Below are 22,920 nucleotides of genomic sequence, written 5' to 3'. Positions count from 1 at the left end.
TGTTGTAAAACTGCGATCGCAATTTGATTACATAACACGCATCAGATTCAGATTGATAATTTTAGATTGCTTAAATGGTGTCTGTGTTACTCTGCCACAATATGTAGAATACGGGCATAGAGAGCATCAGCAACTCTAAACTCGGCGGTAGCAATTAGCTGATTAAGTAGAGGTTTAACAGCTAAAATAAATCCCTTTTGTTTGGCTTCAATCAGAACACCTAACAACCCTGTAATCCGCAATCCTATATTATATAGTTGCCTGAGTAAGTCTAATTGACCTATTGCAGCCAAGCTGGTGATTGGCGAGGTATCACTAATTACAATCACAACCTGCCTAACTCCCGCAAGTTTTTTAAATCGAGTTCAAAATCTTCTATTTCATAAGAATAAAGCGGAATTTGGCGTTCTTTGAGCAGTTGTCGAAACCGTACTTTATCCATTTCTGCTAACTTGCTGGCGTGTCCTACAGCCAACTTACCAGACTCAAACAATAGCAATGCAATTTCCTGTTTGAATTCGGTTGCGGTCATTCCACAGGCATTTAAGGTTTCATCCGATATAATGATGCTCATATTTGTTGATTGTTTGCAAGTATTACTTACTATTTTGACGCTGTTATTGTCAGACTAACTGCGATCGCCAAATTTTGATATTTCCGCTATCATCTCCCGCAGTCAGCCAATCTCCATCGGGGGTAAAGGCGACAGATAAAACTCCGTCAAAATGAGTCAGGCTATTAATTTCTTTACCTGTTGATATTTCCCATAGTTTGATAGTGTTGTCCCCACTACCACTAGCGAGAATTTGCCCATCACTGCTGATGGCAACGGAAACAACCCCACCGCAATGACCAGTAAGGGTGCGAATTTCTCTACCTGTTGCTATTGACCACAGTTTTATAGTGCTATCCAAACTACCACTAGCGAGAATTTGCCCGTCACGACTGATGGCTACGGAATGAACCGAATAGGAATGACCAGTGAGGGTGCGAATTTCCCTTCCTGTTGTCACCGACCACAGTTTGATAGTGTTGTCATAACCACCACTAGCGAGAATTTGCCCATCGCTACTGATGGCTACGGAATAAACCGACTCGGAATGACCAGTGAGGGTACGAATTTCCCTTCCTGTTGTCAAAGACCACAGTTTGATAGTTGTGTCGCCACTACCACTAGCGAGAATTTGCCCGTCACGACTGATGGCTACGGAATAAACCGACTCGGAATGACCAGTGAGGGTACGAATGATGTGGTATCCATTTGAGATCATTGAGTATTTGTTCTCTGAGGGTTTTGATGACTCGCAATTCACCGCGTCGATTTTTAGCGAGATAGGTAATCCCAACTCCACCTTCGCCTAATTTTCTCTCGATAATGTAGCGACTACCAAATAACTCCTGCCCTGGATTCCACGCCATTGGTCAAAACCGTAGTTTTACTGATATTTTATTTTGGCACACCATAAATATCAGTTTTTGGCATCTTTACTCAGCTTTGCTCATAGGCTGTTAAGAATTCGTCCCGTGAGATACCTACTTGAGTGCAAATTGCTCTTAATGTTCCTGATTTAATTTGAGATTGATTAGGCATTACTAATGGTGTCTGCGAGCCATCTTCATTTTCTCGCGCCATGACAATATGTTCACGTTCCCGAATAATAAGAAATCCTAACAACTCAAATGCTTTGATAACTCTCTTCTTCGGAGCATCGACAGGAAACTTCGGCATTAAATAGCCACCTCTGCTTCTGTCAGAAAAGCCTCAATTATTGGTGAGTCATCTTCGAGCATTTCTTTGCCAAATATTTCAATGTAGCAGCGAATAGCTGACTTGATATCGGCTAAGGCTTCTTCATAAGTGTCACCTTGACCAACGATCGCCCCTTTTATACCCAGAGGGTAGGCAACATAACCGTCAGAATGTTTTTCGACAATAATTTTGATTTGTTTCATCACTAGAGCGTTTAGCAAAGTAAACTTTAGGCAATTCTGATGCAGCCTACAATAAACAGTATATTCAATCGCCATAAACTTATGACACCAGCAGTAGTTAAACCTTCATCTTGGCTAACGACTGGTATCCGAGTCGAAAAAGTCAATAATCTTAATCTGTTTAAATTTACAGACGAATTGGGTTTGCGGATGCAAGAATTGCTAGATAGAAAAAAAGCTGATTCTTTGACACCAGAAGAAGCTGCTGAACTGGAGGCGATTGGGGAATTAGATGAGATTTTCAGCTATATCAATGCAATGATTGCATCTCAGGTATGACAATTCCTAATCATATCCAAGAGTTTGTTCGTAAACGTGCTGGCTTTCGATGTGAATACTGCCATTATCCTGAATCATTAAGCACGTCTCCTCTGACAATTGATCATATTCATCCACAATCTTTAGGTGGCTCTGATGATGTGGATAATTTGGCTCTAGCTTGTCGTCGATGTAACGAGCGTCATTATAATTTTACGGTGGGAATTGACCCAGAAACTAAGCAAGAAGTCGCCTTATTTAATGCCCGTCAGCAACAGTGGTCTGAACACTTTGTTTGGTCAGCAGATGCTACAAAAATTATTGGTATCACACCCACAGGTCGGGCAACTTGTAATAGATTAGATTAGAATGATCTACGCCGTAGCGATCGCTTCATTCAAAAATCCCGGCAACTTTGGATAAAAGGAGGTTTTCATCCTCCCTCTGAAGATCCACGACAGGAAAAATAGAGACCTTGCGCTGTTCAGAACCCCGACTTTTCAAAAAAGTCGGGGTTCTAAGTTAGATAGGGGTTATTGCGTTAAAATTTGACGGCTTAAAATACTCATTACTTCACTTGGGTTGGCGGTTGGTAGCAGTGGACTCCAATCTCCTACACTGGCATAGCCAATTACCTGCAAGTAGTGAATTGTACTGCTAACGGCTTTGGGAGAACCAATTAGTAGATGCTTAATCGGTTCTCTGTTGGGAAATGGCTGTGCAGTTGATTCTTTGCGGGTGGGTGTATCTAAATTTTCACCCAGGTATTGCTTTAACTGTGATTGGGCAGACTTTTGTAATTGTGCCATCATTGTATTTATCTCCTGATAAGGGGGACAGATAACGGCGATCGCATTCTTCTTTCCGGGATTAGGCGATCGCCTTTATCATGTCTTTATATTAAGGTATAAATTTATACTTGCCAACTACAAATTGAAAATTTATTATTAATAATTCCCAAGTTTTAACGGCAATAAATTAGACTGAATTCGAGTTATTTCAAATTTTATTACTCTAAAAAAAATGCTAGATTTAGCAAATTTTTAACTAAACCTAGCAAACCTAAATTATTTACAAAAAGTCTAATCTTCCGGCTCAATCCCCGCCGCCCGTAATTGTGCTGCTAGTCGTTCAGCGCGTTGGCGTTCTTGTTCAGTGCGTTGGCGTTCTTGTTCAGCTAATTCTGTTCCCCAAGGTAAAAGGTTTCCTTGTTCATCCCACCACCTTAACCACTTTCCTGTGCGGTTTTCACGAGTACCTTGGGACACTCCAAGATAAAGATTCATTTCTGCTATCCAGTAGCGTTGATTTTCATCAGGCTCTTGCAAAATGTACTGTTCATTTTGTAAGTGATACATCTCGAAACTACCGCTGTCTGGCTCAAATATGATGTAGTTTGGTACTTTTAAAATGCGCTCGTAGAAAAACCATTTTCCTGGGGGATATGTCGCTTTGATAGAATACTCTGTCTGCTGTGTATCGGAAACAAATTCCATCACAATTACGGGAATTTCACCTTGTAATTGAGGGGTGTAACTGCGTGCTACTTCTTCTCTACTAACATTAATTTTGGCAATGAAAGCCCAATCAGGAGCTTTAATGACCATTTTGTTGTTTAAAGTGGCACAAATGCCGTAATTAGTTGTTGTTAGGGCGTTAGCTGAAATTTTTCCGGCTAATTGTAGGCTTTCTGTGAGTGCAGCGGCTAAGGCTGGTTGGTTGATGTTGTCCACTGGATCGTCTGGTAGTTTGTAATCATCGGGTAGTTTTTCCCAAGTGATTTGGTAGTCTTGGGTGAGGGTTGTCATAGCGGGTTTTCCTTTGGTGTGTAAAAGGGACTGTTGAGTTAGGAGTGAAGAGTTAGGAGTTATTCTCCCTCATCTCCCCGTTATCCTTACTCATCTTCATCGGGTTCTAAATCGTCGGCTGTCAATTCTTGATGCGGAATGGCGGCGATAATTGCATCTATGACTTTAGATACTGGTAATATTTCAATATTCAGGTCAGGAAATTTTGTACCTTTGGGCACGATCGCTCTTTTAAATCCCAACTTAGCTGCTTCTTTTAACCGCAGTTCCATTTGGGAAACCGATCGCACTTGTCCACCTAAGCCAACTTCACCGATTAATACTGTACCGGGATCGACGATGCGATCGCGGAAACTAGCGACAATTGCGATCGCAATTCCTAAATCTACTGCCGGTTCTTCCACATTCAACCCACCCGCAGAAGCAACGTAGGAATCTAACTTGGACATGGGAATTCCCACCCGTTTTTCTAAGACGGCGAGAATTTGTACTAGGCGGTTGTAGTCTACGCCAGTTCCAGCACGCCGAGGGGAAGGGTAACTGGTGGGACTCACCAAAGCTTGCAATTCCACAACGATGGGGCGAGTACCTTCGCAAGCAACCACAATTGCCGTACCTGGCGCTGGATCGTCACGGTTGCCTAAAAATAACTCTGAGGGATTGGAGACTTCTCGCAATCCCTCGGCTACCATTTCAAAGATGCCGATTTCGTGGGTTGCACCGAAGCGATTTTTTACTGTCCGTAATAACCGATGGGAGGCAAAGCGATCGCCTTCAAAATACAACACTGTATCTACTAAATGTTCTAAAACTTTTGGCCCCGCGATCGCTCCTTCTTTGGTAACGTGTCCCACAATCAGCATGGTGACATCTTCATGCTTCGCCACCTTCATCAGTGCTGCGGTACATTCCCGTACCTGAGCTACTGAACCTGGTGCAGAAGTCAGTGCCGGAAAAAACACCGTTTGGATACTATCAATCACCGCCACATTTGGCTTGAGAGAGTCTATTTCCCGTAAAATTTCTTCTAAATCTGTTTCTGGCAGTACATATAAATCTGCACCAATACTGTCAGGGTCTATAGGAAGTGTAGGATCTACTACTACCTTAATATTCTCCTCATTAACCACACTTAGGGGTTTTGATACTCCCAAACGGGAAGCTCGTAATTTTACCTGCTGTCCCGATTCTTCACCAGTTACGTAAAGGATGCGGTATTTCTGTGCTAATTGATTAGATACTTGCAACAATAAAGTCGATTTACCAATACCTGGATCGCCACCAATCAGCACCATTGAGCCAGGGACAACCCCACCTCCAAGCACTCGATCTAATTCTCCATAACCAGACTCCCAGCGAGCGATTTGGCGATCGGTAATTTGATCGAATGTTAAGGAGGCTCGCGCTTTGGCTGGTTTAGCATGAGATTTGCCATTGCCTTGAGCGGATTGCCAACTACTCACCCCCCCTCGACTGGGTACATCTACTGAGGATTGAATAGAAATTTGTTCTTCTAGAGAGTTGTAAGTACCGCAAGCTGGACACTTACCAAACCACTGGGGCGATTCTGCTCCACATTCGTTACAAGTGAAAAAGGTTTTTGGCTTTGCCATTCTTAAATCTTATTAAATAATCTTAATATTTACTTAATTCTTGAAAAAAACTAAAAACTAATAATAGTGGTATTTAGAGCTTTTTCCAAATCAATTCATGGAATGATATCTTAATATTATGGTATTAAAAATTAATCATGTAAATTTTTAGTCAAGGAGCCTAGAGAAACTTGGAAAGTCATAAAGAAAAAATCTTGGTGGTAGACGACGAAGCCAGCATTCGCCGGATTTTGGAAACGCGCCTTTCCATGATTGGCTACGATGTAGTGACGGCTGGTGATGGGGAAGAAGCTTTGGAAATTTTTCGCAAAACTGAGCCTGACCTGGTAGTTTTAGATGTAATGATGCCAAAGCTAGATGGCTATGGTGTATGTCAAGAATTACGAAAAGAATCAGATGTCCCCATTATTATGCTAACAGCCTTAGGTGATGTAGCTGATCGCATCACCGGGTTAGAATTGGGTGCTGATGATTATGTAGTTAAACCATTTTCCCCCAAGGAGCTAGAAGCCCGGATTCGCTCGGTGCTGCGGCGAGTAGATAAAAACGGAGCTTCTGGAATTCCCAGTTCTGGGGTAATCCATGTTGCTAATATTAAAATCGATACGAATAAGCGACAAGTCTACAAAGGCGATGAGCGCATTCGATTGACGGGTATGGAGTTCAGCTTGTTAGAGTTGTTAGTCAGTCGCTCTGGAGAAGCTTTTTCTCGTTCGGAAATTTTGCAGGAAGTATGGGGTTATACACCAGAACGTCATGTGGATACCCGCGTAGTAGATGTGCATATATCACGTTTACGGGCAAAATTAGAAGACGATCCTAGCAACCCAGAATTGATTCTCACTGCACGGGGTACTGGTTATCTTTTCCAGCGGATTATTGAACCAGGAGAGGAGTGAAAATAGTTAGGAGTGAGGAGTTAAAAGTGAGGAGTTAAAAACTTTCTTCAACTCATAACTCATAACTTTTCCCAAGCATGACTAAACCTGATCCTAATCGAGTTTTGCGGCGTCTACCTATTGTCGTGGGTGGGCTAGGCGCTTTACTTTTATTGATTAACCGTTTATTGACACCGGAATTAACCCAGTCTCAATCGCGTGGTGATGTAGTGGGTGTGATTTTGAGTGCGGTGTTAATTTTGACGGGTTTAATTTGGCAGCAAGTTCAGCCGCGATCGCCTGATATTGTAGAACTAATTGGAGAAGAAGGGTTTGTACTTGCAGCAGATTTACCCGAAGCCGTGAAAACAGAGCTAGCCTGGGCATCTCATTTGTTGTTGACTAATACAGTAACGCGATCGCTTGTGGTTTTTTATCAAGGTAAAGTTTTGTTGCGTCGCGGCATTCTGGGTACTAAATCTGAAGTTGTGCCAGGAGTAATCTTAAAACAGGTACTCGAAAAACAAAAACCGATTTATCTAGTTGCTCTAAAAATATATCCAGGTAGGCTTGAATTTGATTATTTACCAGAAAATACTCAAGGTGTAATTTGTCAACCTATTGGCAACCAAGGGGCATTAATTTTGGGAGCAAATGCTCCTCGTAGTTACACCAAACAAGATGAAAACTGGATTGCGGGAATTGCTGATAAATTAGCCGTTACTCTTAGTACTTAGGTTGTCAGCTAGTTTAAAAGCCAGCCAATTTTAGTGAGACAAGGGGCTTAGAGGGTGTTTGAAAAGTCTAAATTATTACTACCCTTGGCGACTAGAAGTCACGGCTACACAGACAAAACCCACCTACGTGGGTTAAATTTGATTTTGTGTTAGTCCGCGTAGGCGGACTTTGCTTGTGTAGCCGCGATTTCCAATCGCCCAAAACTTTTCAAACATCCTCTTAAGCCCCTTGTTTGGGAGCAAGCTCACAGCTAATCGGTATTAGTAAGTTATTAGGTGTCACAAGCGCATTTTAAATTTAAAAATTAAATCTAAAATCTTAAGTTTTAAATTCAATCACCAAGAAGTTAAAAAATTCCAACCTTCCTTTTCTTGCGGTGTCTTTCCTTCTTTTTCTTCTAATTCTTCCGGGATCTTTAAATTTGTCTGTTGAATTAAATTATCATATTCTCCTGAATCAACCCATTTCAATAACTCGCCAGCCCGCATAACTACCCAAGAAAGCCCAGATTCTGTATAGCTTAATATTTTGGTGACTTTATCCACACTATCAAAGTTATTGGATGCAAACTCACGGGCTTGAATGAGAAAATCTTCAATTACAGCAGTAGTCAAGTACTCATCTGGTAAACCCGCGAGTTTCATCAGTGTAGTAGTTGCTACGTCAATATCCTGACAAGCTAGCATTGCAGCCCGATCGGCAGTAAACCTAGCCATCATCCGCCAATTATACAAACCTAGTTCCATTCCACCAGCTACTAAGCCACCGACTCCCAGTGTGGTACTGCTCAACAAATTTTTCAAGGTTGGCATAACAATTGCCATTTGGTGATAAACCATGTGCTGACTCTTGATGCGAGCAACTTCATGTCCGAAAACGTAAATTAATTCATCCGAGTCAAGCCACTCCATTGCATCTAAATTGATACCGACAAGGGGTTTTTCCACGCCAACAATGTAGGTTTGAATGTTACCTGTGCCTCGAAATAGATACAATTCAGGAAGTGGATCAACATCAAGAATTTGGCAAGTTTCTACAAATGCTTGATGTAATTGGGGAAAATTACGGGGTGAAATTCTGATTTCACTACCAAGGCTTTGCAGTCTGAGTAGGCGATCGATACCGTATTCGTTAATTTTTTTAAGTAGTAGGGAGACACCGGGCATATTTTGCAAAGAAGCCAAGGCTTTGCGATCGAAGGGGTGCTCGTAGGCTTTAGAACTTAGTCCAGTTAATATTTTTCTCGTCATAGGTTTTGAGCTTTTAAATAGCAGTTTAGAAGCATTAGGCAAACTTGCACCACATTGTACGAGGCATTTTTCGCTATCTTACCCAGATAGAATAAACAGTAGGAGCGCGCAGATGTGCATACGTGTCAACTTAACGCTAAACCCGCTTGGTGACAACGTTTTGCCCTCACCACCCTGCCTCTTCCATCCGTGAGAGGGGAGTAAGACATTCAATATCCCCTTCTCCCAAGGAAGAAGGGGTTAGGGGATCAGGGCGTGAGGGATTTGCAAAACGCCTGTCCGATATAGTTTTCGGCTTAAGTTGACACCAATGGCAGATGTGCGTCCCTATGAGAAAATTTGGAAATTTACAATTAATCTATGCAAATTATTTATTGGCTATTAATTGCCGTAATGCTTGTGGGTATTATTGGTGCTGTAGTTCCCGCGATTCCCGGTAGCAGCTTAATTTTAATTGCAATTATTGTCTGGGGAATCGTTAGTAGTTCCTTTGCAGCTATTAAAATTCCCCTAATTGTGACAATTATAGTTTTACTACTCAGTGTCGGAGTAGATTTTTTAGCTAGCTATGTAGGGGCAAAACAAGCTGGAGCTAGCAAGTGGGGGCAAATTGGCGCAATTGTTGGTTTGGTGGTAGGATTTTTGGGATTATTGCCAACTTTACCTTTTGGGGGGCCGCTGCTAGGAATTTTACTAGGCCCGCTTTTGGGAGCAATTATTGGTGAGTACCTTTACCGACGCGAATTTGGGTTAGCAGTTAAAGCAGGTATAGGAATTGTAGTCGGATCTTTGGTTGGAAATTTGATTCAAGGGTTGTTAGCGATCGCCGCAGTTGTAGTTTTTGTTGTGACAACTTGGCCACAAGTATTTGGCTCTTAGTATTTGAAAAATCTGACAGGTTTGAGAACAGCGTTAATAGCTAGTAATTAGCTGTTTGTTACAAACAATTCAATTTGATCGCAAAGACTATCCATAGTAAACAAATACAGCGGTTCCTCCCATTTATTCTATGAGAGGAACCGTTTCACTAAATATTGGCAACTCGAAAGATTATAGATACACTGCATACTCCATTTATCTAAAATATGATTGAGTTGTTTACGTATAAAAATATACTTTTCTTATAATTACGTAAATATTTTTTCTTAAAGCCAGAGCTATTGTCAATAATTTAAACCCTAGAGAGTAAGAGATATACGAAGCGCAGATATGTAAGAAATTAAAATTTTATGAAGACTATTTGTTAGTTGAAGATGTGATGAAGACCACTCAGTAAATATTGCAGGTTCTAAGTCTATGTGATTTTATGGAGATAAGAAATACATCACGCAAGTTTTGCTTTCACTGACAGTATTTTAAATAGATTACTGATAGTAAAAGTCAAGCAATCAATTTCTCTGTTCCGTTATTATTAGGACTCTCAAAGGCTCATGATTAGTTTAAAATCTAAATTAGTAAACGCGACTCTGGCTGCTACTTTCGCAATCCCCTTGGCTACTGCTGGGATGTTTGCCTCTGCTGGTTCTGCTCAAGCGGCTTTTCTTAGTAGTGTTTCTTTCTCGGGAAATTTGACTCTTCAAGAAACAGGAAAAAATACTCCAAACATTGAAGTAGCCCAATTTGATAATCCAGCAACGGTAACATCTGCTAATGGTATATTTACTGGTGTACAGAAAGTTACAGTAGGGAACAACGACCCTTACAGCTTAATTTTAGATCTACTTCCAGGCACCACAAAATCTAAACCTACAACGGTATCAGCAGATTACAAAGTTCGTGTGAGTTCAATAGTTGACCCATTCCTTAGTTTTGATAATGGGATAAAGTTTAAGGCAACTACTATAGATGACATTACTAGGAAAAATACAAAGAGTATAAACAACATATATACTACTAGCTTAGATGCATTTAAAATCTATGGAACATTCTATAATGGTACAAATGCCATAGGGGATGGATCGGTTACTACTCTAAAGCAAGGTAATAATCCTGGTCAGTATATATTTCAAATAGATGCTATCTCACAATCCGTTCCTGAGCCAACAACAATACTAGGCTTAGGTGCATTAGGTACAGTCATGGCTATGTCTCGCCGTCGCAAAACTCTGGCTAATTAATGAAAAATATCCAGCAGATAAATTGCTGAGAAAAAAGGTGGTAGAACAATTGTAAAGACTACCACCTTGTACAAAATCTATCTAATTAGATCGGTTGTCAATGAAATGTTATAGGTTTTGGGTTCGTAGTAATTTAGCGATTACTGCGAACCTTTAATTATTTCCAAGAAAAACTTTATTGAAAACGACTTTTCCAGTTTCGGTAATTCTATGGAAAAATCAGGTTAACTATTCCTAGAAAGACGAATTCAGACTGACTGCAAAGAATTTTTGGCTTCAGTTGCGATCGCCTCTACTTCATCATTAGCCAAAATTTCTAATATAGATTTAGCTTCTGGATTACTTAAACGAGCCAAGGCTTGTACAAGTCTGTAACGAATTTGCCAATCTGGGTTGGTAGCATAGGGAGCCAACAGAGGAACTGCTTGTACATCTCCCAAGTCACCCAAAGAACTAATAGCAGCAGTTTGGACTAATTCATTTTCTGATGAGAGTGCCTCTTTGAGTAGTTCAAAGGCTCGCGGATCGCCCAATTCTCCTAATGTAGCAATAATACTGAATTGTATTAGCCATTCACCGGTTGTATGATAAAGCTGCTGTAAATCTTCAAAAGCTTCGCTTAACTTTAGAGCGCCCAAACAGTCTGCTGCTGCTGCTTGTACATCTACTTCGGAGTCATGAAGCAAGCGATCGCGCAAGATATCCAAGGATAACTGTAAATCTTGGGTTCCAAGTGTATCCATTTGACTCACTGCTGAGTAACGGACACGGGAATTGCGATCGCCAATAGCACTTTGAATTAATTCAAAGCCAACCGCAGGTTCCAATTGGCGGATTTGATTTACTGCACGTAAGCGATCGCCTAAATCCTCAGAACTGAGCAATTGCTTAACAGACTCCGGAGTAATACTCATTTAGTTATCCTTGATTTTCAAATGTATAAAAAAGACAGACGCGATTAATCGCGTCTTTATTTTTGGCTTTTGTATGCGATTAATCGCGTCTCTATTTTTGACTAATCTTGACTAGCAGCCATAGCCCGAATAATATCACCACGAGTGAGGATACCAATTACTTGTTGACTCGTGCCCTCAAGTACTGGTAAGCGGTGAACGCTGCGATCGTGCATGATTGTAGCTGCTTCTCTTAAAGTTTTATCAGGGGAAATAGCGATCGGGTTTTTACTCATCACCTCCCCAACGGTTTGCCCTAGAGCCTTGTGCAAATCACGGTCATACGTAGCAGGATTTTTTAAATAGATAACACTATCAAGAAACATAATGTACGCAGGTGGAGTAACACCAGTTTCTTGCCACATCAAATCGGTTTCCGAGATAATGCCCACCAATTTACCGAGATCGTCCACAACAGGTAGTCCGCTGATATGGCGTTCTGCGAGAATTTGGATAGCTTCCTTGAGTGGAGTTTCCTCCCGGACAACAATAGGATCGCGGCTCATCACATCGGCAACGGTTTTAGGCATTTATTTCCTGACACCTTAAATCAAAGTCCCTGCGCCTATTGTAGAAAATTGCGGGACTCAACCTGATGCAATTAATAGATTGTTACGGGATTGGTCATTTGTCATTGGTCATTTGTCATTGGGCATTTGTCATTGGGCATTGGTTATTAATTATTCTCCTCTGCTCCCCGGTCACTGAGCGTAGCCGTTCGCGGAGCGTCTCGTAGAGAAGCTGCTCCCCTGCTCCCTCTGCTTCTTTCCTAGCCCCCACTTCCTTTCAATGCAGCAATAATTTGAGCATTTGCTTTCGGAAAATTAAAATGCTCCAGTTCTTCCAAAGTTACCCAGCGAATTTCATCGGATTCCAAAGGTTGGGGGATACCTGTAAGATGGCGGCAGTGATGTACTGTAAGGGTAACGCGCAAGTTTGTATAGCTGTGGTCAATAGTAATCAGATGCTCTCCCACTTCAATCACTATTCCCAGTTCTTCGGAAATTTCTCGTTGAATACATTCTTGGATGGTTTCACCAGGCTCAATTTTACCACCAGGAAATTCCCACAAACCACCCATCGCTCCTTCTGGACGACGGCGGTCAATTAAAATTTGCTTTTGGTCATTCCAAATTACTGCAACACCAATGATTTTATGGGGTGGGAAAGAACTGGTTTCACTCATAGTTTAATAGGGAGTAGAGAAATAATTCCTGAATTTTGATTCTTGACTAATAACAAAACTCGGCAGACTAGTTGTAACTCTGCCGAGTTTTGATTTATTACAAAGGTGATTTAGCGCTGTTCGTTTATCCACAAATGTGCATTCATCATTTATAAATAAGCCTCTAGTATCATGTTCGGTTAAATACTTAATTATTCAGACCGCAAAAAGGTTTAGAGGAGAGGGATTTTTATGCTTTCTGCATAGGTTCGGGAGTTATAACTAACTAGCCTGACATCCCTGATATCATACATATAATTGATTGAATTAATCACAAAATTACAGGAGTTTACAGAGAAGCGAAATCAAAGACTCCGCGTTCCTCTGCGTTGAAATTTCAACCTGAATTCGTCACTATTTTGGATATTTTAAAAAACTTAGCTGATGTATAATCGGGAATTAGCAGCAAAAATTTCACAGACACTTATTTTCAATTCGCATCGCTGTAACTATGATTAGCTCTCAGTCCAACAATATTAATTGAATTTCCCGAATTTTACATTTCTAGTCAATTTCGCTGTTGTCGGTTTCAGATCCTTGTAGAGCCATTTCAAAATTCATTCTCTGTTCAGCGTTACGCAAGAAATAACCACTAATCATCGCAGAAGCAAGAAGCCTACCTAGATTTTCCCGATTTGTGGTTACAGTAACACCAAAGTGTTCTGAAGGTAAATTACCTAATAGCCCTGTAATATTCCGTTCCATCACCTGAAAGACTTCGGCAGACGTGGGTTTGGATAGCTGGGTAACTGTCTCTGGACTCAAGGATTTAACGTACTGCCAGAGTAAATCGTTAGTTTCTGATTCGCTATTAAAAAATTCTGAGACACGATTGGATGGGTTACTCATTTTTTAGCTCCTTAACTACCACTATTGGCTGCGGTGCTTGTGATTTGAATATTAAATGTCTGTTTTGGATTTGACTTAGTTATTTTGTCTTCCTGTCAACTAATGTAACAGCCTAGCGCAAGAGTGGAAGTAGGTGTAACCGTACCAAACTCAGCGTATTTTCTCACCCCAATAAATAGGTGAGGAGTGGGGAGTTAATTACAAACTCATCACTCCTAACTTCTAACTTGCCAAATATTCATCCATATTGGCTTTAGACTTGCGAAGTTTGCTTAAGGCTTCCCGTTCAATTTGTCGGACTCGTTCTCGACTGATGTTCAATATTTCACCAATTCTAGCCAGAGTCAGGGCTTGCCCATCAGTTAAGCCAAAGCGCAATGTGATTACTTCCCTCTGTTGTGGTGTGAGATCGCCCATCAGACGATCTAAGTCATAAGATAGGGAAGATTGCATAACAAACTCTTCGGGAGAAGCGCCTGGATCTTCCAGCATTTCTCCGAGTTCGGTGTCGTAGTTATCACCCAGCCGCAAATCTAAAGAAAGGGGCAAACGCGCCTTTTCTAAATACTCTCGTACTTGTTTGGGGGTCAATTCTAATTCTTCAGCTAGCTCACCAGCCGTAGGAGCGCGTCCCAATTTTTGAGACAGTTGGCGCTGTGCCTTTTTAATCTTATTTAATTTTTCGGTGATATGGATCGGCAGGCGAATGGTGCGAGCTTTTTCGGCTATTGCACGAGTAATCGCTTGCCGAATCCACCAATAGGCATAAGTAGAAAATCTGTACCCTTTGGTGGGGTCAAACTTTTCTACGCCCCGTTGCATACCAATACTACCTTCTTGGATCAAGTCCAGTAAATCGACGTTGCGCTTGATGTATTTTTTGGCAACGGACACTACCAGCCGCAAATTGGCTTCTACCATCTTGCGTTTGGCAATTTCACCATCTGCGATCGCTTCGTTCAACTCTGCTGGTTCTAGGTTTGTTGCTGTGGCCCACTCTTCTAGAGTCGGTTGACGATCTAGCTGGGTGGCAAGAGATTCCCTTGATTCGTGCAAAACACAGGAACGTTGCACCTGTTTACCATAGAAAATCTCTTCCTCGTGTGTTAAGAGTGGCACACGGCCAATCTCACGCAGGTAAGTCCGCACGAGGTCTGTGGCTGTCTGAGCGGTCTTCATGGCGCTACTCTTTGGTAATGATGGGGTTGGCGGTAGGGTCATTAAGGGATAGATGCTTTCTTTATTTATTAGGGTGCTACCCAGTCAGACTGGGAACCCATGTTATGGTTTGCAACTTACGCGCCTGAGAAACTCGGCTGCTCATAATCATCAAATTTAGGCTTCTTAACTGCTAAAACTACAGTTATTTCCTAGTTTTCACAAGTATCTACAGTTAGATAAAAGGTTGCTTTTTAAACATTTTTTATGGAAGTCTTATTAAAAATTGTAACATTTATGAGAAGATTTTGGCTAGATAACGACAGGAAATCTTCTGGTTTTTCCAGTTAATGCAACGTTGCCCTCTATCTTAAGGCTGACTAAAAGTCAATTTAAGAAATTATCTGGTTCAAATAATTTTCCTCATATTTGTTAAAGTATCTCAATGAGAACTATATTCATTCTCTTCTAACAATTGTTTAATTTTTTCTGGGAATTGGGGATGGGGCATTAGGAGTACTGTTAGCGGTAGCGGGGCGTTTAGCCCGTGCTGAGTTAGGAGTTAGGAGTTAGGAGTTAAGAGTTAGGAGTTTTGTTTACCCCCTTGTCCTCTTGTCCCCCCATCTCCCCCTGCTCCCTCTGCTCCCTACTTCCTACTCCCTAATCCTTCGCACAGTACTCTTGGATAGTTTTTACATCCAAAGTCGTATTTTGTAAGGAACGGATGGCGGCGACGGTAGCTTTTGCACCGGCAATGGTAGTAATGATGGGAATTTTGTAAGCTAAGGCTGTGCGGCGGATTAACCTAGCATCAGTCTGGGCTTCTTCCCCTGATGGTGTGTTGATAATAAGTTGGATTTTCTGGTTTTTGATCGCATCGAGGACGTGGGGACGACCTTCATGGAGTTTTAAGACTAATTCAATCTTTAGCCCCTGTTCCAGAAGAACTCGGCGTGTACCAAGGGTAGCCATCACTGTAAAGCCCAAATCGATAAATTCCTTCACCACACCACTTGCAGCAGCTTTATCGCGATCGCTCATTGATACAAATACAGTTCCCGTTAACGGTAAACGCTCCCCAGCACCCAATTCCGCTTTGGCAAAGGCACGGCCAAAGTCGCTGTCAATCCCCATCACCTCACCAGTCGATCTCATTTCTGGGCCCAATATTGTATCAGTTCCTGGGAATTTATTAAAGGGTAATACTGCTTCTTTTACAGCAATGTGGGTTGGTATGACTTCCTCGGTGAAATGTAGTTCCTCTAAGGTTTTCCCCGACATAATTAAGGATGCTAGTTTCGCTAACTGTACGCCTGTTGCCTTAGAGACAAAGGGCACTGTGCGGGAGGCGCGGGGGTTAGCTTCCAGTATGTAAACTTGGGGAGAATAACTACTTGCACCCACAACGGCAAACTGAATATTCATCAATCCCACAACTGACAGCGCTTGTGCTAGCTGCACCGTCCAAGTGCGAATTTGATTGAGAACTGCTGGTGATAGGGAAATGGAAGGTAGAGAACAAGCGGAATCTCCTGAGTGAATTCCCGCTTGTTCGATGTGTTCCATGATGCCACCAATTACCACCCGTCCCGTATGATCGGCGATCGCATCGACATCGACTTCAATGGCGTTTTCCAAAAACTTATCAATCAAAATCGGATGTTCTGGTTCCACTAGTACCGCAAAGGTCATGTAGCGTTCTAACTCAGCATCGGAATAAACGATTTCCATCGCCCGTCCCCCCAACACATAGCTGGGACGCACCACCACCGGATAGCCAATACGTTTAGCAACAATCAGTGCGTCTTCGTAACTCCGAGCGATACCATTAGGCGGTTGGGAAATATTCAACTGTTGGAGAATCTTTTCAAACCGTTCCCGGTTTTCTGCCATATCGATGGAATCTGGTGATGTACCCCAGATTTTAGTGACTAGTCCAGAAGTGTTATTGCTAAGGAATTCTTGTAATGGGATAGCCAACTTCAGCGGTGTTTGTCCGCCAAACTGGATAATTACCCCAACTGGATTTTCAGTTTCGATGATGTTTAGGACATCTTCTTTTGTTAAAGGCTCAAAGTAAAGGCGATCGCTGGTATCATAATCTGTCGAAACTGTCTCTGGGTTAGAGTTGACCATGATTGTCTCATACCCCGCTCCCTTCAAAGCATAAGCGGCGTGACAACAACAATAGTCAAACTCAATTCCTTGCCCAATGCGGTTGGGACCACCACCCAAAATCAACACTTTGGGCTTGGTTGCAGGCAAAACCTCTGTTTCTTCTTCGTAGGTAGAGTAGTAGTAGGGGGTAAAGGCTTCAAACTCAGCGGCGCAGGTATCTACGGTTTTGTAAACTGGGATGATTCCTAGTGACTTGCGGTAAGCGCGAACTTCATCTTCGGTGGTTTTGGTGGCATAAGCAATTTGGCGATCGCTATATCCGTCCCGCTTCACTTCATAAAGTTGCTCTTTTGTCAATTGCTGCAAAGGTGTCCGCTTCAGGAATTTCTCGACATCTAGCAGTTGCTGAAATTTATCTAGGAACCACGGGTCAATACCAGTCAGTTCATAGATTTCCTCAGCACTAATTCCTAGTTGCAAGGCATGGCGGACGGAGAAAATGCGATCGGGGTTAGGTGTCCGCAGTTGGGCGCGAATTTGTTCGCCACTAGGTAATTTTTCGGCTTTATCGCAACCCCAACCAGCGCGTCCGGTTTCGAGCGATCGCAGTGCCTTTTGAAAGGATTCGTTGAACGTCCGCCCAATTGCCATTGCTTCCCCGACTGATTTCATTTGGGTTGTCAGCACTGGGTCAGAACCGGGGAATTTTTCAAAGGCGAAGCGGGGGATTTTTGTCACCACATAGTCAATTGTCGGCTCAAAGGATGCCGGAGTTTTCTTGGTGATGTCATTTTTAATTTCATCCAAGGTGTAACCCACAGCCAATTTTGCGGCCATTTTGGCGATGGGGAAACCCGTAGCTTTGGAAGATAAAGCCGAACTACGGGAAACGCGGGGGTTCATTTCAATTACAACCACATCCCCATTCAGCGGATTGACGGCAAACTGGATATTAGAACCGCCAGTTTCCACCCCAATCTCGCGGATGATTTTAATTGCCATATCCCGCAGCCTTTGATATTCTTTATCAGTCAGGGTTTGCGCGGGAGCGACGGTAATAGAGTCCCCTGTGTGAATGCCCATCGGGTCAAGGTTTTCGATGGAACAGATAATCACCACGTTATCTGCCAAGTCACGCATCACTTCGAGTTCGTATTCTTTCCAGCCGAGTAAAGACTGATCGATGAGAATTTGCGAAACAGGACTAGCATCTATACCCACCTGTGCCATTTCTTCAAATTCTTCTTGGTTGTAGGCAATACCACCGCCACTTCCACCCATTGTGAAAGCTGGACGAATAATTAGGGGATAAGTACCAATTTGGCGGGCAACAGCTTTGGCTTCTTCTAAAGTTTCGGCTGTGTCGCTGGGACACACAGCTACCCCAATCCTTGCCATTGCTTCACCAAACAACTTTCGATCTTCGGCTTTTTCGATCGCTGGGAGTTTAGCGCCAATTAACTCAACACCGTACTTTTCCAACACGCCATTTTTGGCTAAAGCAACGGCGAGATTGAGGGCAGTTTGTCCTCCCATCGTTGGTAGTAAAGCATCGGGGCGTTCTTTCTCAATAACTTTTTCGACCAATTCCGGCGTCAGCGGCTCAATGTAAGTGCGATCGGCCGTTTCCGGGTCGGTCATAATCGTTGCAGGGTTGGAGTTGACCAAAACCACTTCATAGCCTTCTTCTCGGAGCGCTTTGCAGGCTTGAGTGCCAGAGTAGTCAAACTCACAGGCTTGTCCGATCACAATTGGACCAGAACCTAACAGTAGAATCTTCTGGAGGTCGTCACGGCGGGGCATAGTCGTTGCCTTGGAATATGAGAATAGAAATCCTGATCATTTTAAGGGTCTTTATCCCCTCTGGTGCTTTTTATTATTAAGTTTTCTAAGTTTGATGACAGGAAGGGAGTGGGGAATGGGGGAGCAGAGGGGCAGAGGGGCAGGGGAGCAGAGGGGCAGGGGAGCAGAGGAGAATAATTAAGAATTAATGCCTAATGATTATTTTGTATTTTTAATTTTATTTAATTATGATGCTCAAATTTCTGAAGCTTTTGCGAATCTTTATTATTTAATCTGATAACTCTTGCGATAAATGATGATTTATTTTGGTATGTATCTGTCTGCCTATTTATGCACAAATAGATTACTTAGATAAAAATTTATCTGAACTAGCTAATTGCTAAACATTTTCAACGTTAAATATTATATAAATATGTTTACTTAGATTAAAAATGGCAGAGAAATAGGGATACCATTCTCTGCCATTTTTTATAATATTTTAATAGTTGGTGCTGCCAACTTTTCCTTTCAGTCTAGTTAGACAAATCTAGATTATGAGAATTTTAGCTTTGAGCAGCTTGGACAAACCCTAAAGTTAAGCTGTCTTTGGCGAGGAAGTGAGATAAATGATACGCACGTTCCTCAGTTTTCAACAAAATCTTTTCGTATAGATAGCGTGTGCCCCGATCGCCTAAACTCTCTGCCTGAGCGGCTTGGCGACGAATTACGCCAATGATTGCTTGTTCGGCAGCTAGGTCATTTTCCACCATTTGGCGAGAGGAATATACGCCTTCAGATTCTTGCTCAAAACAGGTTAATTCTGCTAATTTGCTGAAGGTAGCTACTGGCACACCACCCAGTCCATCCAAACGTTCTCCAATTTCATGAACGTGGTCTTGTACTTGGTTGTAGCTTTCGTTAAAAAACTCATGCAGAGAGTAAAATTCTGAGCCTTCAACTACAAAATGATGCTTTTGGTACTGCAAGTACAGTGCCTGGAAACTAGCTAATACAACGTTAAATCCTTCTGTAACTGGAGCGGTTACACTGTGATCCAGCAATACAGGATTGTCATATACATGACCAAAATTCCGTAACAAAGTTTGCGTTTCAGACATTGTTCTCCTCGTTATTTAGCAATTATAGATTTTAACTGCTTATTCCTTACATATTAACATTTTCACAATAAGAGCAAGCCAATTTGCCATCACGAGATTTTGTATTTTTGTTTACTAAAAATCTTAAGTTTATTGTTTGCTGGATTATGGCGCGCTCATCAAGTTGTGTATCTTTCTCATTACTGTTGACATTAAGAGTTAAATGTGCGTGTATTCCGAAGGAGTGAGGGGAGATGGAGGAGTAAATGCCTCCTTGCCCTAATACTCCTTGTCATCCCCCGATCTCTCTCATGGAACGATCGCAAGAATTTTATTTTTTTTGCAAAATTAATGAGAATTGTTTGCACTTAAGGTATGCTGGTTTTAAGAGGCTAGACTACTAATATTTTCAAAAAGCAGGGAGTTAAATGGCGGTAGTTACTGCAAGTTTGTTGCACTTTGAGGGCAATTCTCTTGAAATCGTATAGTTCAGAAATAGAAATAAACCACCTTGTAGAGGTGAATTGGGTAGACCGCTGGCAAGTCTATCAACGGTTAGAGGAGTTAGACATTCCCTGTAGTTGTGCGGCTAACCAGCCATTAAAAGTTGAAATTAGCAATCCGACTGCGGCTGTTCAACTTTGGAGTGTAGTACGGCGATTTACAGCCTCTCGTCAAGACCAGATTTGGACTCTTGAGTGTTGCTGGAAAAGTCGCTATCAATAGTTCTAATTTTTAGCTACTGCTGAGAATATCTCGCTTGACAGCTTGTATTAACTAAAAGGAGGTTAAAAAATGGGTGCATCTCACAATATGGAAGTATCAGAATTTTGCCTTGAGGGCAGATTTATAGATTTTGTGATTAAAGACGGCTATAAGCTGAAAGGTTTACTGCTGAGTACTCATGAGGGTGAATGCTACGTTAAACTTGCTAAACATTTACGGGCTGCTTTTGATTTGCGGCTACCAGCAGGTACTTGGCTACAAGTTGTTGGTTATAAAGAATACGATATAAAAAAAGACAAAGTTACACTGAAAGCTGAACGTGTGATGGCGGCGAATCCTGAAATGGCGGCAGTTAAAACGATCGCAGCACCACAAGAACCCCCATCTATTGATAATGTCAAGGTAAAACCAGCTAAGACTAAGGCCACCATTTTGGTGTGTCAAAAGTCTGATTGTATGAAACGCGGTGGTAATGGAGTTTGTCAGGCATTGGAAGCCGCTTTAAGCGATCGCGGTTTAGAAGACCAAGTTACAATCAAGGGCACTGGTTGTATGAAGAACTGTAAAGCTGGGCCGAATTTAGTAATGCCAGATAAAACCCGCCATAGCCGAATTCAAGCTGCACAGGTTCCAGCCTTGATGAATCAGCATTTTGGCGACAAAAATTTGTCAGCACAGCCTGAGAATTTAAGGGAAGTAGCGACATCTAATGGCAAACTTTGGGGAAGTAGTTCATAAAATCTTGACATTTGAGTGAGAAAGCTTAATAATATCTTCTCAAGTGTGTTCCGTTAATACTCGGCCGTAAAGTCCGCTAGAAGTTTGCAATAAAATCAAAAAACTGGCTTTAATTAAAGGCCAGTTTTTTGAATGAAGAGGATTTTTATTAAGCAATTTTTAACTGGGATGCTTCGGTAATTTGGAAAGATTCAAGGGAACGTGATTGATTGGTGAGTAGGTAGACGTACTGTATCTAACATCTCTATGCAATTGAATTGAGCGATCGCTTACGATTTGTCATGAGCAAGGCAAAGTAGTTGCGTAGGCGTAGCCCGCCGCAGGCATCGCTTAATATTTGTATGTAATTAATTTTAGCCGCCAGTCTCCCGAAGGCAAGCTAGCTGGGATTTTGCATTTACCCATGCGTCCGCCAGAGATTGAAATCTCAGGCTCATAGCGCAAGTCCACTCAAGTGGACTGAAACCCTTTTCCGGTCTTGTTTAGAAGACTTTAGGTATAAGAAGGGGAATTGATTCCCAGGCGGTTGTTGGGACTTGTGAGTTTTCTGGTGGCTAGGTTGAAAATTACATGACCTAAGTTAGAGAAGACTGCAACAACTGTCGCATGGATGTAGCCTGCACATGGTCAGGGAAGACAGTTAAAAAGTAATTTAGGTCTTGGATAGCTACGTAGATACGCTCTAAGGAAGCACCTTGAGATAAAACATAGCGATATAACTGCTCTGCTGGTTGATTATATTGAGCAGCTAAATAGTAAAGAGCTAAGTTAAAGGCATTATTCCAGTCTTTAGCATCTTTTTCGTAATGCTGTTTAGCAAGCTTGATCGCAAGTGCTAGGTCAGCCCATGCTTTATCTGGTTGGTTAAGGGCTTGGTAGGCTAAAGCGCGATTATATAAATACCAATTACTGTCAGAATCTAAGTCAATAGCGCGGTTGAAATCTGCAAGAGCCTTATTATATAACTTTAGCATCAGGTAAGTTTGACCGCGACTTGCGATCGCCCAGTCAGATTTGGGGTTAAGTTCAATAGCGCGGTCAAAATCTTCTAGGGCTTCTGGGTAACGCTTCATTAAGCGGTAAGTTTGACCGCGATTTGCGATCGCCCAGTCAGATTTGGGGTTAAGTTCAATGGCGCGGTCAAAATCTTTTAGGGCTTCTGGGTAAAGCTCCATTGAGCGGTAAGTTTGACCGCGACTTGCGATCGCCGAGTCATATTTGGGGTTAAGTTCAATGGCGCGGTCAAAATCTTCTAGTGCTTCTGAGTAACGCTTCATTAAGTGGTAAGTTTGACCGCGAAGTGCTGTGAACGCCGAGTCATATTTGGGGTTAAGTTCAATGGCGCGGTCAAAATCTTTTAGGGCTTCTGGGTAAAGCTCCATTGAGAAGTAAGTTATACCGCGGCTTGCGATCGCCCAGTCAGATTTGGGGTTAAGTTCAATGGCGCGGTCAAAATCTTCTAGGGCTTCTGGGTAACGCTCCATTGATTGGTAAGTTTGACCGCGATTTGCGATCGCCCAGTCATATTTGGGGTTAAGTTCAATGGCGCGGTCAAAATCTTCTAGGGCTTCTGGGTAACGCTCCATTGATTGGTAAGTTTGACCGCGATTTGCGATCGCC

24 protein-coding genes and 2 pseudogenes are annotated in these 22,920 nt (G+C 42.2%); 8 read left to right on the top strand and 18 right to left on the bottom strand.

Features of this window, described 5'->3' with window-relative positions:
- Nucleotides 1–86: 86 nt before the first annotated feature.
- From V7K61_RS18815 to V7K61_RS18790, 6 genes and pseudogenes are all read right to left on the bottom strand, one after another.
- Entirely contained in the window at nt 87–329 is a 243-nt protein-coding gene (locus V7K61_RS18815) for a DUF3368 domain-containing protein (protein ID WP_335055497.1), read from the bottom strand.
- Nucleotides 326–574, bottom strand: a complete 249-nt coding sequence (locus V7K61_RS18810) for a UPF0175 family protein (RefSeq protein WP_335055495.1) — start codon at nt 572–574, stop codon at nt 326–328. Before V7K61_RS18810 ends, V7K61_RS18815 begins: the two co-directional genes overlap by 4 nt.
- 49 nt (nt 575–623) lie before the next feature.
- A pseudogene (locus V7K61_RS18805) lies at nt 624–1,247 on the bottom strand (WD40 repeat domain-containing protein); the annotation flags it as partial.
- Complete coding sequence (locus tag V7K61_RS18800) at nt 1,192–1,419, bottom strand: hypothetical protein (protein ID WP_335055491.1); 228 nt, start codon at nt 1,417–1,419, stop codon at nt 1,192–1,194. The pseudogene V7K61_RS18805 and the gene V7K61_RS18800, both read right to left, overlap by 56 nt.
- A 70-nt stretch (nt 1,420–1,489) precedes the next feature.
- Nucleotides 1,490–1,729, bottom strand: coding sequence for a type II toxin-antitoxin system HicA family toxin (locus V7K61_RS18795; protein ID WP_335055490.1), 240 nt, complete (start codon nt 1,727–1,729; stop codon nt 1,490–1,492).
- Nucleotides 1,729–1,953, bottom strand: a complete 225-nt coding sequence (locus tag V7K61_RS18790; protein WP_335055488.1) for a type II toxin-antitoxin system HicB family antitoxin — start codon at nt 1,951–1,953, stop codon at nt 1,729–1,731. Before V7K61_RS18790 ends, V7K61_RS18795 begins: the two co-directional genes overlap by 1 nt.
- A gap of 81 nt (nt 1,954–2,034) precedes the next feature.
- Between V7K61_RS18790 and V7K61_RS18785 the strand changes: the two genes are divergently transcribed.
- Nucleotides 2,035–2,271, top strand: a complete 237-nt coding sequence (locus V7K61_RS18785; protein WP_289796837.1) for a hypothetical protein — start codon at nt 2,035–2,037, stop codon at nt 2,269–2,271.
- Nucleotides 2,268–2,720: pseudogene (locus V7K61_RS18780) on the top strand (HNH endonuclease). Before V7K61_RS18785 ends, V7K61_RS18780 begins: the two are co-directional and overlap by 4 nt.
- Before the next feature lie 63 nt (nt 2,721–2,783).
- Here the strand turns inward: V7K61_RS18780 and V7K61_RS18775 are convergent.
- The 3 genes from V7K61_RS18775 to radA all read right to left on the bottom strand — a co-directional run bounded on the left by V7K61_RS18775 (nt 2,784) and on the right by radA (nt 5,671).
- The gene (locus tag V7K61_RS18775; RefSeq protein WP_335055486.1) at nt 2,784–3,062 is read right to left on the bottom strand and encodes a hypothetical protein; all 279 of its coding nucleotides are present in this window, start codon (nt 3,060–3,062) and stop codon (nt 2,784–2,786) included.
- A gap of 270 nt (nt 3,063–3,332) precedes the next feature.
- Nucleotides 3,333–4,058: a Uma2 family endonuclease gene (locus tag V7K61_RS18770; RefSeq protein ID WP_335055484.1), complete on the bottom strand. Its 726-nt coding sequence runs from the start codon at nt 4,056–4,058 to the stop codon at nt 3,333–3,335.
- Between the two features lie 86 nt (nt 4,059–4,144).
- Nucleotides 4,145–5,671 carry a DNA repair protein RadA gene (radA, locus tag V7K61_RS18765; protein WP_335055482.1) on the bottom strand — a complete coding sequence of 509 codons (1,527 nt, stop codon included), beginning with the start codon at nt 5,669–5,671 and terminating at the stop codon, nt 4,145–4,147.
- Between the two features lie 170 nt (nt 5,672–5,841).
- On the opposite strand from radA, the gene rpaB reads away from it, so the two are divergent.
- Nucleotides 5,842–6,570, top strand: a complete 729-nt coding sequence (gene rpaB, locus V7K61_RS18760) for a response regulator transcription factor RpaB (RefSeq protein ID WP_185582014.1) — start codon at nt 5,842–5,844, stop codon at nt 6,568–6,570.
- A gap of 77 nt (nt 6,571–6,647) precedes the next feature.
- On the top strand, nt 6,648–7,286 hold the full coding sequence (locus tag V7K61_RS18755; protein ID WP_335055480.1) for a cofactor assembly of complex C subunit B: 639 nt from the start codon (nt 6,648–6,650) through the stop codon (nt 7,284–7,286).
- A 336-nt stretch (nt 7,287–7,622) separates the two neighbouring features.
- Here V7K61_RS18755 and V7K61_RS18750 read toward each other — a convergent pair whose 3' ends face one another.
- The gene (locus V7K61_RS18750) at nt 7,623–8,537 is read right to left on the bottom strand and encodes a M48 family metallopeptidase (protein ID WP_335055478.1); all 915 of its coding nucleotides are present in this window, start codon (nt 8,535–8,537) and stop codon (nt 7,623–7,625) included.
- A gap of 360 nt (nt 8,538–8,897) precedes the next feature.
- On the opposite strand from V7K61_RS18750, the gene V7K61_RS18745 reads away from it, so the two are divergent.
- Nucleotides 8,898–9,416 carry a DUF456 domain-containing protein gene (locus V7K61_RS18745; RefSeq protein ID WP_335055476.1) on the top strand — a complete coding sequence of 173 codons (519 nt, stop codon included), beginning with the start codon at nt 8,898–8,900 and terminating at the stop codon, nt 9,414–9,416.
- A 551-nt stretch (nt 9,417–9,967) separates the two neighbouring features.
- Nucleotides 9,968–10,654 (top strand): PEP-CTERM sorting domain-containing protein, encoded by a 687-nt coding sequence (locus tag V7K61_RS18740; protein ID WP_335055474.1) that lies wholly within the window; start codon nt 9,968–9,970, stop codon nt 10,652–10,654.
- 248 nt (nt 10,655–10,902) lie between these two features.
- Here the strand turns inward: V7K61_RS18740 and nblB are convergent, their stop codons facing one another.
- From nblB to V7K61_RS18705, 7 genes are all read right to left on the bottom strand, one after another.
- Complete coding sequence (gene nblB / locus V7K61_RS18735; protein ID WP_335055472.1) at nt 10,903–11,568, bottom strand: phycobilisome degradation protein NblB; 666 nt, start codon at nt 11,566–11,568, stop codon at nt 10,903–10,905.
- A 101-nt stretch (nt 11,569–11,669) separates the two neighbouring features.
- Nucleotides 11,670–12,137, bottom strand: coding sequence for a CBS domain-containing protein (locus V7K61_RS18730; RefSeq protein ID WP_335055470.1), 468 nt, complete (start codon nt 12,135–12,137; stop codon nt 11,670–11,672).
- Nucleotides 12,138–12,376: 239 nt separating this feature from the next.
- Nucleotides 12,377–12,793 (bottom strand): 8-oxo-dGTP diphosphatase MutT, encoded by a 417-nt coding sequence (gene mutT, locus V7K61_RS18725; protein ID WP_335055468.1) that lies wholly within the window; start codon nt 12,791–12,793, stop codon nt 12,377–12,379.
- Nucleotides 12,794–13,336: 543 nt separating this feature from the next.
- Complete coding sequence (locus tag V7K61_RS18720; protein WP_099102117.1) at nt 13,337–13,681, bottom strand: DUF760 domain-containing protein; 345 nt, start codon at nt 13,679–13,681, stop codon at nt 13,337–13,339.
- A gap of 222 nt (nt 13,682–13,903) precedes the next feature.
- The gene (locus tag V7K61_RS18715; RefSeq protein ID WP_335055466.1) at nt 13,904–14,860 is read right to left on the bottom strand and encodes an RNA polymerase sigma factor, RpoD/SigA family; all 957 of its coding nucleotides are present in this window, start codon (nt 14,858–14,860) and stop codon (nt 13,904–13,906) included.
- A gap of 639 nt (nt 14,861–15,499) precedes the next feature.
- On the bottom strand, nt 15,500–18,760 hold the full coding sequence (gene carB, locus V7K61_RS18710; protein ID WP_335055464.1) for a carbamoyl-phosphate synthase large subunit: 3,261 nt from the start codon (nt 18,758–18,760) through the stop codon (nt 15,500–15,502).
- Between the two features lie 542 nt (nt 18,761–19,302).
- Nucleotides 19,303–19,857 (bottom strand): Dps family protein, encoded by a 555-nt coding sequence (locus tag V7K61_RS18705; protein WP_194044835.1) that lies wholly within the window; start codon nt 19,855–19,857, stop codon nt 19,303–19,305.
- Between the two features lie 453 nt (nt 19,858–20,310).
- Between V7K61_RS18705 and V7K61_RS18700 the strand changes: the two genes are divergently transcribed.
- Entirely contained in the window at nt 20,311–20,562 is a 252-nt protein-coding gene (locus V7K61_RS18700) for an Asr1405/Asl0597 family protein (protein ID WP_335055462.1), read from the top strand.
- Between the two features lie 69 nt (nt 20,563–20,631).
- Nucleotides 20,632–21,300 (top strand): (2Fe-2S) ferredoxin domain-containing protein, encoded by a 669-nt coding sequence (locus tag V7K61_RS18695; RefSeq protein ID WP_335055460.1) that lies wholly within the window; start codon nt 20,632–20,634, stop codon nt 21,298–21,300.
- Nucleotides 21,301–21,875: 575 nt separating this feature from the next.
- Here V7K61_RS18695 and V7K61_RS18690 read toward each other — a convergent pair.
- The gene (locus V7K61_RS18690) at nt 21,876–22,886 is read right to left on the bottom strand and encodes a tetratricopeptide repeat protein (protein ID WP_335055540.1); all 1,011 of its coding nucleotides are present in this window, start codon (nt 22,884–22,886) and stop codon (nt 21,876–21,878) included.
- Between the last annotated feature and the right edge of the window lie 34 nt (nt 22,887–22,920).

The sequence above is a fragment of the Nostoc sp. genome, assembly GCF_036918015.1.
GTDB lineage: Bacteria > Cyanobacteriota > Cyanobacteriia > Cyanobacteriales > Nostocaceae > Nostoc.
This window is presented reverse-complemented; position numbering and strand designations above follow the sequence as displayed.

Bases quoted from the DNA above. Each gene is read 5' to 3' on its own strand.
- V7K61_RS18740 (WP_335055474.1), top strand. From the start codon at position 9,968: ATGATTAGTTTAAAATCTAAATTAGTAAACGCGACTCTGGCTGCTACT.
- V7K61_RS18790 (WP_335055488.1), bottom strand. From the start codon at position 1,953: ATGAAACAAATCAAAATTATTGTCGAAAAACATTCTGACGGTTATGTT.
- V7K61_RS18770 (WP_335055484.1), bottom strand. From the start codon at position 4,058: ATGACAACCCTCACCCAAGACTACCAAATCACTTGGGAAAAACTACCC.
- V7K61_RS18755 (WP_335055480.1), top strand. From the start codon at position 6,648: ATGACTAAACCTGATCCTAATCGAGTTTTGCGGCGTCTACCTATTGTC.
- V7K61_RS18785 (WP_289796837.1), top strand. From the start codon at position 2,035: ATGACACCAGCAGTAGTTAAACCTTCATCTTGGCTAACGACTGGTATC.
- V7K61_RS18720 (WP_099102117.1), bottom strand. From the start codon at position 13,681: ATGAGTAACCCATCCAATCGTGTCTCAGAATTTTTTAATAGCGAATCA.
- carB (WP_335055464.1), bottom strand. From the start codon at position 18,760: ATGCCCCGCCGTGACGACCTCCAGAAGATTCTACTGTTAGGTTCTGGT.
- V7K61_RS18730 (WP_335055470.1), bottom strand. From the start codon at position 12,137: ATGCCTAAAACCGTTGCCGATGTGATGAGCCGCGATCCTATTGTTGTC.
- V7K61_RS18810 (WP_335055495.1), bottom strand. From the start codon at position 574: ATGAGCATCATTATATCGGATGAAACCTTAAATGCCTGTGGAATGACC.
- V7K61_RS18775 (WP_335055486.1), bottom strand. From the start codon at position 3,062: ATGATGGCACAATTACAAAAGTCTGCCCAATCACAGTTAAAGCAATAC.
- V7K61_RS18750 (WP_335055478.1), bottom strand. From the start codon at position 8,537: ATGACGAGAAAAATATTAACTGGACTAAGTTCTAAAGCCTACGAGCAC.
- V7K61_RS18695 (WP_335055460.1), top strand. From the start codon at position 20,632: ATGGGTGCATCTCACAATATGGAAGTATCAGAATTTTGCCTTGAGGGC.
- nblB (WP_335055472.1), bottom strand. From the start codon at position 11,568: ATGAGTATTACTCCGGAGTCTGTTAAGCAATTGCTCAGTTCTGAGGAT.
- radA (WP_335055482.1), bottom strand. From the start codon at position 5,671: ATGGCAAAGCCAAAAACCTTTTTCACTTGTAACGAATGTGGAGCAGAA.
- V7K61_RS18715 (WP_335055466.1), bottom strand. From the start codon at position 14,860: ATGAAGACCGCTCAGACAGCCACAGACCTCGTGCGGACTTACCTGCGT.
- V7K61_RS18705 (WP_194044835.1), bottom strand. From the start codon at position 19,857: ATGTCTGAAACGCAAACTTTGTTACGGAATTTTGGTCATGTATATGAC.
- V7K61_RS18745 (WP_335055476.1), top strand. From the start codon at position 8,898: ATGCAAATTATTTATTGGCTATTAATTGCCGTAATGCTTGTGGGTATT.
- mutT (WP_335055468.1), bottom strand. From the start codon at position 12,793: ATGAGTGAAACCAGTTCTTTCCCACCCCATAAAATCATTGGTGTTGCA.
- V7K61_RS18800 (WP_335055491.1), bottom strand. From the start codon at position 1,419: ATGGCGTGGAATCCAGGGCAGGAGTTATTTGGTAGTCGCTACATTATC.
- V7K61_RS18690 (WP_335055540.1), bottom strand. From the start codon at position 22,886: ATGGAGCGTTACCCAGAAGCCCTAGAAGATTTTGACCGCGCCATTGAA.
- V7K61_RS18795 (WP_335055490.1), bottom strand. From the start codon at position 1,729: ATGCCGAAGTTTCCTGTCGATGCTCCGAAGAAGAGAGTTATCAAAGCA.